Raw genomic sequence first — 5,994 nt, 5'->3', positions numbered from 1 at the left:
CCCCACTTCTGGCAGCGTAACGGTTCGACCGTCGGCCGCAAATCGTTCAACCCTGACTGCAGCATCGCGTGCGGGTGGCGCACCGAGTTACTGCTTTCCTCTTCGGAGCATGCGATGACGAACCATCCAAAGGAACAGACACGCGGTGTCAGCCGCAAAGATGACCAGGACAAGCTCGCGGATGATATCGCAGACAGCGACCGTGACCCAGCGACGCCGGACAATGCTGCCCCTATCCTACAGTCCGAGGACGACGAACAGCACGACGAAATGTGCGATGAAGACGCACCCGAATAAGAGGCGAGAGAGATAGGCGCTGCGCCAAAACGGTCAGCTGGCTGCGCGTCGCTGCACAATCGGGGGAGCGGCGGACGGGGCTCGGCGTGGTCCGCCTTTTATGGCGGGTTGCAAGCGACGCGGGGTCAATCCTTCTCCGGTTCCGAATGGGTCTCGGAGGCTGCCGGGGCCAACGTTCAGAGTCATCGTTTGTCCGGAATTGCTAGCGGCTTTCCCGGGCGCCGTCCACGTTGTGGCGTACATCAGTCGCGCCGTGCGCCGCCGACTGACGTGCATCGTTGAGGCACGGCTGTTGCGGCGGCCAAGGGTATACCTACGCGCGCTTACAAGCCATGTCCACAGTCCTGCTCGTCGACGACGACCTCGATAACCTCTGGGCGCTTCAGTTGGCCCTGGAAAGCGGCGGCCATCACGTCGTACTCGCGCAAAACGGCGCGGAAGCGTTGCACAAAGTTCTGCGCGAAATGCCACGGCTCATCGTCACTGATTGGCAGATGCCTGAAATGGACGGAGATGAATTGTGCCGGCGCGGGAGGTGCCAGCCCGCATTTGCTCATCTGCCGATAGTCATGCTGTCAGCCATGCCCGAACCCCGCGACGGTCCGCCCTGCTGGTCGGCGTTTTTTCGCAAGCCCGCAGACCTCGCCATGCTACTGCGCACGGTCGACACGTTTGTAGCCGGGCGCCTGGCGGCGGTCTCTGCGCGGCCTGGCGCCGAGGGCCGGGCGGCTTCCCGGTGGCGGCCTGTCAATCCGCGCCGTTGGCCGTAGCGCTCTTCGTTCGATTTGTCCAGGAATGGCGAGCGCGCTTGAGGCCAGGGCCAGCCGCACCTCCAATAATTCTTTAACCGCTGCCCCCTGAACCCGGATTGGTGGCCGATGCCGGCATGGCGGCGCCGGACTTCTTATGCATCTTCTTGTGCGAAGTAGCACCCGAGGGTGTCATGCTATTCGCCCCCGACGCACCCGACACCGTGTCAGTCGAACCACCTGCGTTCGGTTTGCTCATCCCCGTGCCTCCTTGCCCCCCGGCGGCCCCGCCACCCGCGCCTTGTACGTAGATACTCCCAGATATACCGACAAATAGTGCTGCAATCAAAAGTCCTTTCATCACTCTCATGGCAAATCTCCTCGAGGCCGAAGCGTTCGCTGGCACCGGAAGGTGTGCGCCCGCGTCCTACTTCGCGCAATTCCCGTGCCCCGGCGACGCCGCCGTCGGACATGCAGCTCTTACTTCGGGTGACGTGGGGGCCCCTCAGCTCTTAGTCCATGCAAAACGACGTTGACGCGGGCGCCCGGAGATTGAAGTTGAGGCCGAGCTGCAGTTGAAGAGTTTTTTCCTTGCCGCTCAGGGCGCCCTGACAACGTGTGTCGGACGGCCCTCTAAGAGCCGTCCAGATGTTCTTGCCGGACGTCGCGCTCATTGACGAAAGGATTCCGCAGATGAGCGGGCGCGAGCTTGCGGAAGTCTCTCGCGGAAATCCCGCGCTGATTGGAATGACGCTGGTTGCGTTGAGCGGCTTTAATCAAGACGCCGATGTTCAGAGGTCGAAAAGTGCAGGCTTTGATTTGCATCTGACCAAGCCGGTTTCTATCGATGAAGTTATCAGAGCAACCGAAAAGAGATAGGCTCCCGGTTCATGTGAACCGGGGCGTTTCGGCTCCGGCAGGCGAGTGTCAGCGAACTGAGCCGCGAACACTCGCTCTGAACCATCGACAGATTTACTACTCAAGTCGGGCTGCCGTCCGAGTTCGGCTCCGCCGTCGGACCGTCCACGCCTAGCTGCTGTCTCGCCTTCTCCCAATACTCTTCGGAACGCATGTCAGGACTTCCGTCCTTCTCCCAAAGATAGAACGCGAGCGTACGAATCTGGTCCTCGGTAACTGGCATATCCATTTCAATCTCCAGAAAAATCGCCAAATGGGCAGGGCCTTGCCGCTAAGGGTCAATCAAATACCCGCGTCAGAGTGAACGCGCGCGACCTCCACTGAAAAGGCGCAGGATTGCAAGCAGGATGACCGCGCCAATCAGCGCCGTAATAAGTGAGCCGATTATGCCGCTTCCCAAGTGCAACCCGAGAACTCCGCCAAGCCATCCTCCGATGAATGCGCCAACGATTCCCACAATGATGTCGACAAGAATGCCGAAGCCACCACCGTCGACGATACGACCGGCCAAGGCGCCGGCGATGCCGCCAATAATTAGCCAGAAAATGATTCCGTGCGAGACCGGGTCCATATTCGTTTCTCCTTGGGTTCAACCGCTCTAGCGGTCATTGTCAGCAAGCGCTGCAACGGGCACCGACGCAAGCAGCGTTCCCGTGGCGACTCTCAGTCCCCAATCTGTTGCATGGACAGACTTCATCAACTAAAGAACCGCGAGCGTTTGCCGTAATTGCCCTCAGCGGGTCGTGCGGGTCGCAGAAATCAAACTACAGATTCGAGGAATCAGATGGCGGTAGTCAACGCGTGTGTATCGCAACCGTCCCCGCTGATGTTCGAGACCGAAGGCTGACAAAAGGTGGCCGCCGCTTGCGTCGAGTTCGGAGGCTGGATTCATCGCGACAAGACACTGACGCCAATCAAGCTGTCGGCCCTCCTGACAATGCCAGGCAACCCCGGCCTAGCCTGGGCGATGGACAGCCTCGCGGCGGTCGCCGAAGCCGGCATACTTGACGGGGACCAATACATTGAGCAACTGTTTGCGAGCAAAGCGGATGTGCGGTCCTTCCGCCTGATTCTGCGTGACGCCGGCGGCGAGAAGTGGCTGAACGACCGCCATTTAAGTGCCTTAAGGAAATTGGGCTGCGCTGAACTCGATGCAGTGACCTATGCTGCGGCCGCGAGCTTCTTCGACCCTGCTCAGTAATCCGTCATGGACGTACAAGTGATGCTTGTACGTCCGGAAAACCACTCTCAAGCTTTCGCCGTTCCTTCCTGCAGAAAAGCGATTTCGATTTCTCGCTCAAACCAAAAAATCGCCTCGCGGCGACTCTCGCCGCATCCACCGTCCGGCAACGCAAAACGTCGGTCTGATGTCACAAGATTTGCGAGCCGCACGGACGCACCTGGTCCTGATGCCGCGACAGTGCGAACGACCCTGCGCAGCGCGGCAGCGTCTTGGTCGTAAGCAATAAAGGCGCTTCGCGCCACACTCCGCCTGCACTCGGTCGATTGCCATCATGGCATGCGGCCAACATGCACCCAGCGAGTTAAAAATCGTTGAGTCGCTTTCGATGGTCGACGCATACAACGTCCCCAACTGGATGAGATAGTTTCGCAGTCTCTATGAGTTGTGATGCATCCAAGTCGATGCTTTGCACGGCGCATTCCAGTCGTAGAAACCGCCATTCACGTTTGTCGCTCAAGCACCGCTACGTTGATGCCGTAATCAACGCTAGCCGGTCACGCTGTCCGGTAGAAAACAACAATCGAAATAGAGGACTCTGATGGCAACGATTAACGGATATATCCCGCAAGTCACCCCGCTTATGTTTGAAACCGAAGAAGGGCAGCGGATGGCCAGCGCTTGCATCGAGTACGGCGGTTGGGACCACATGAACAAAACGCTGACGCCAATCAAGCTTGCGGAACTGCTGGCAAGACCTCATAACCCGGGTCTGTCATGGGTGATGGATAGCCTCGCTGCCGCGGCTGAAGCCGGCCGACTGGATGCAGACAAATACATCGAGCAGATTTTTGCAGGCAAGGAAGATGTGCGCGCTTTCCGCCATGTCTTGCGAGAGGCTGCCGGCGACCGGTGGCTCACAGACCGTCACCATAATGCTCTCCGGAAGCTAGGCAATGCCGAATTCGACGTGACCACCTACGTCGGAGTTACAGCGCTGTTTGACCCTGCTGAGTAAATTCGAGGTGTGCTTCAGGGTTGCCGGAAGGTGACCCTGCGCTTAAGCCATAGGAAAATAAACATCCTTCAGCAAACACCAATCACCTTAAGCGCTCGCATGCATCATTGCCGATTCCGGCACCCGACGCTGGACTCGCGCGAGTGGTTTACCTCTCTTGCCCCTGCGTCAAACCCTGTCGCGTAGCCGTTTTCGTGAACGCAGCCTCCTCTGGAGGGGTACAGGTCGCCGTTTTTGCGTTCGTTTTGCACAAAACCCCTTGTTTTAGGGCCTCGCCCGTTGCGGATTCAAAAGCGAATTGCTACGCTAGCGCCAGCCTGAGGATTTGGACCTTTGCGCATTGTCGGTGACTACGCAAAGGCAAGGACCCCGGGCCAACCTTTGACCAATGACGAGGAATCTATGGCAACGAAAGCTGCAGCAAAGCCGGCTCCGACGAAGGTGACGACTCCGGTCGAGAAAAAGGCGAAGGCGCCGACGGTGAAGAAGGCGGCGACTCCTGCCACCAAGAAGGCGGTCGCTGCCACGCCGCTGAAGCCCATCAAGGATTCGTTCACGAAGGCTTCGCTTGCTACCCATCTTGCCAAGCGCGCAGGTGTCGAGCCGAAAGCGGCGAAGGCATTGATGGCCGCTCTGGAAGAAACAGTGCTCGCATCGGTCCACAAGAAGGGTGCGAAGGAGTTCACGCTGCCGGGTCTGCTGAAGGTTGTTGCTCAGGACGTGCCGGCAAAGAAGAAGCGCTTCGGCAAGGACCCGTTCACGGGCGAAGAAAAATGGTTTGCCGCAAAGCCCGCTTCGGTGCGTCTGAAAGTGCGCCCGCTGAAGAAGCTGAAGGATGCCGCGGTCTAAACCTGACCACCGGAAAGGGAGCCCCTCGCGTCGAAAATCTGAGGGGCTTTTTTGCTTCTCTGCCCAGGACGCACAGGCCTTTATTTCATCTGGCTACTCAAGATGAGCTGGGCGATACCGCCGGGCATCAGGGCGTGCTCAATGTGCCAGCATTTGCGGCGTCATAAAAGTCGTGCACTGCGGGCGGCTGCGCGCGCGGCTAGGATGCCTCCCACCGCGCCACCCAGATGGCTTTGCCACGACACGCCTGGATATATTGGCATCACGCCAAAGAGCATGGTCAGCCCGTAGCTCGCCGCTACGAAAAGTGCAGCTAGCATCGCCAGAACGTGCCGCGTGTAATAGCCCCGCGCGACCAGGTAGCCCGCGTAACCGAACACGAGGCCGCTCGCGCCGATATGCAACGTGTAGGGCGCGCCGAGCAGCCAGGCGCACAATCCAGCACCAAGCATCGCACCGATTGTCGCCTGCCAGAAGTTCGCGATGCGCGGCCAGGTGCACAGCCAGCCCAAGATGAGCAGTCCACCAGTGTTGGCTACCAGGTGCATCATACTTGCGTGCAACCACGGGGCGAACAGGATGCCCTGCAGCCCCCCAAACGTGCGCGGCACCACGCCGTGCCGGTTCAGATGCAGGAATGGCAGCGCAACAGACAGGAAAAAAACCAACCAGATGGAGCCAACGAAGGCGGCCAGAAGGAGACCACGTGCCTTGAGCTGCACGAAGAGCGAGTCAGAAGTGGAAGTCGTGCCATAGCGCCGGGACGAGACTTGCGGCATTACCAGTTACTCCGTACTCGGCTTGATATCAATTGTCATGGACGCGATGACGTGCGCGCTTTAGCTTTTGCGCTGCCGCGGTTCCCCCGGAGACCTATCTGACGGTGCGTAACGGGTGCGGCTGCGGATAATGACTCGAGGCAGAAATTAATGAACGCGTCGACTTTCGCAGCACGATGGCGCCGGGACGGAAAGAGCGCATAC

General features: G+C 59.1%; 10 protein-coding genes. 6 read left to right on the top strand and 4 right to left on the bottom strand.

Features of this window, described 5'->3' with window-relative positions; translation table 11 throughout:
- On the top strand, positions 1–297 hold a 297-nt coding region (locus tag P0D73_RS45790), incomplete at its 5' end, for a hypothetical protein (protein WP_408436293.1).
- A 332-nt stretch (positions 298–629) separates the two neighbouring features.
- Positions 630–1,067 carry a response regulator gene (locus P0D73_RS45785; protein ID WP_408290868.1) on the top strand — a complete coding sequence of 146 codons (438 nt, stop codon included), beginning with the start codon at positions 630–632 and terminating at the stop codon, positions 1,065–1,067.
- 73 nt (positions 1,068–1,140) lie between these two features.
- Here the strand turns inward: P0D73_RS45785 and P0D73_RS45780 are convergent, their stop codons facing one another.
- Positions 1,141–1,305 carry a hypothetical protein gene (locus tag P0D73_RS45780; RefSeq protein WP_408183583.1) on the bottom strand — a complete coding sequence of 55 codons (165 nt, stop codon included), beginning with the start codon at positions 1,303–1,305 and terminating at the stop codon, positions 1,141–1,143.
- A 359-nt stretch (positions 1,306–1,664) separates the two neighbouring features.
- Here P0D73_RS45780 and P0D73_RS45775 point away from each other — a divergent pair, with 359 nt between their 5' ends.
- Positions 1,665–1,925, top strand: coding sequence for a response regulator (locus P0D73_RS45775; RefSeq protein WP_408290870.1), 261 nt, complete (start codon positions 1,665–1,667; stop codon positions 1,923–1,925).
- A 100-nt stretch (positions 1,926–2,025) separates the two neighbouring features.
- Here P0D73_RS45775 and P0D73_RS45770 read toward each other — a convergent pair whose 3' ends face one another.
- Positions 2,026–2,193, bottom strand: coding sequence for a DUF2934 domain-containing protein (locus P0D73_RS45770; RefSeq protein WP_408290872.1), 168 nt, complete (start codon positions 2,191–2,193; stop codon positions 2,026–2,028).
- Positions 2,194–2,259: 66 nt separating this feature from the next.
- Positions 2,260–2,535, bottom strand: a complete 276-nt coding sequence (locus P0D73_RS45765) for a GlsB/YeaQ/YmgE family stress response membrane protein (protein WP_132382006.1) — start codon at positions 2,533–2,535, stop codon at positions 2,260–2,262.
- Positions 2,536–2,817: 282 nt separating this feature from the next.
- Here P0D73_RS45765 and P0D73_RS45760 point away from each other — a divergent pair, with 282 nt between their 5' ends.
- From P0D73_RS45760 to P0D73_RS45750, 3 genes are all read left to right on the top strand, one after another.
- The gene (locus P0D73_RS45760) at positions 2,818–3,165 is read left to right on the top strand and encodes a hypothetical protein (protein WP_408290874.1); all 348 of its coding nucleotides are present in this window, start codon (positions 2,818–2,820) and stop codon (positions 3,163–3,165) included.
- 580 nt (positions 3,166–3,745) lie between these two features.
- Positions 3,746–4,162, top strand: coding sequence for a hypothetical protein (locus tag P0D73_RS45755; RefSeq protein ID WP_408183576.1), 417 nt, complete (start codon positions 3,746–3,748; stop codon positions 4,160–4,162).
- A 402-nt stretch (positions 4,163–4,564) separates the two neighbouring features.
- Complete coding sequence (locus P0D73_RS45750; protein WP_408436290.1) at positions 4,565–5,011, top strand: HU family DNA-binding protein; 447 nt, start codon at positions 4,565–4,567, stop codon at positions 5,009–5,011.
- 161 nt (positions 5,012–5,172) lie between these two features.
- Here P0D73_RS45750 and P0D73_RS45745 read toward each other — a convergent pair whose 3' ends face one another.
- A complete protein-coding gene (locus tag P0D73_RS45745; RefSeq protein ID WP_408436287.1) occupies positions 5,173–5,790 on the bottom strand; it encodes a rhomboid family intramembrane serine protease in 618 nt (205 codons plus the stop codon).
- Positions 5,791–5,994: the final 204 nt, after the last annotated feature.

It is taken from the genome of Paraburkholderia sp. RL18-101-BIB-B (assembly GCF_046026985.1).
Taxonomy (GTDB): Bacteria; Pseudomonadota; Gammaproteobacteria; order Burkholderiales; family Burkholderiaceae; genus Paraburkholderia.
Note: the sequence above shows the minus strand (reverse complement) of the source record. Positions and strands in the feature narration are given on the sequence as shown.

What these genes read in the sequence shown, in the direction of transcription:
- P0D73_RS45765 (WP_132382006.1), bottom strand. Translation starts at nt 2,535, where the DNA reads ATGGACCCGGTCTCGCACGGAATCATTTTCTGGCTAATTATTGGCGGC.
- P0D73_RS45770 (WP_408290872.1), bottom strand. Translation starts at nt 2,193, where the DNA reads ATGGATATGCCAGTTACCGAGGACCAGATTCGTACGCTCGCGTTCTAT.
- P0D73_RS45780 (WP_408183583.1), bottom strand. Translation starts at nt 1,305, where the DNA reads ATGAGCAAACCGAACGCAGGTGGTTCGACTGACACGGTGTCGGGTGCG.
- P0D73_RS45750 (WP_408436290.1), top strand. Translation starts at nt 4,565, where the DNA reads ATGGCAACGAAAGCTGCAGCAAAGCCGGCTCCGACGAAGGTGACGACT.
- P0D73_RS45785 (WP_408290868.1), top strand. Translation starts at nt 630, where the DNA reads ATGTCCACAGTCCTGCTCGTCGACGACGACCTCGATAACCTCTGGGCG.
- P0D73_RS45745 (WP_408436287.1), bottom strand. Translation starts at nt 5,790, where the DNA reads ATGCCGCAAGTCTCGTCCCGGCGCTATGGCACGACTTCCACTTCTGAC.
- P0D73_RS45755 (WP_408183576.1), top strand. Translation starts at nt 3,746, where the DNA reads ATGGCAACGATTAACGGATATATCCCGCAAGTCACCCCGCTTATGTTT.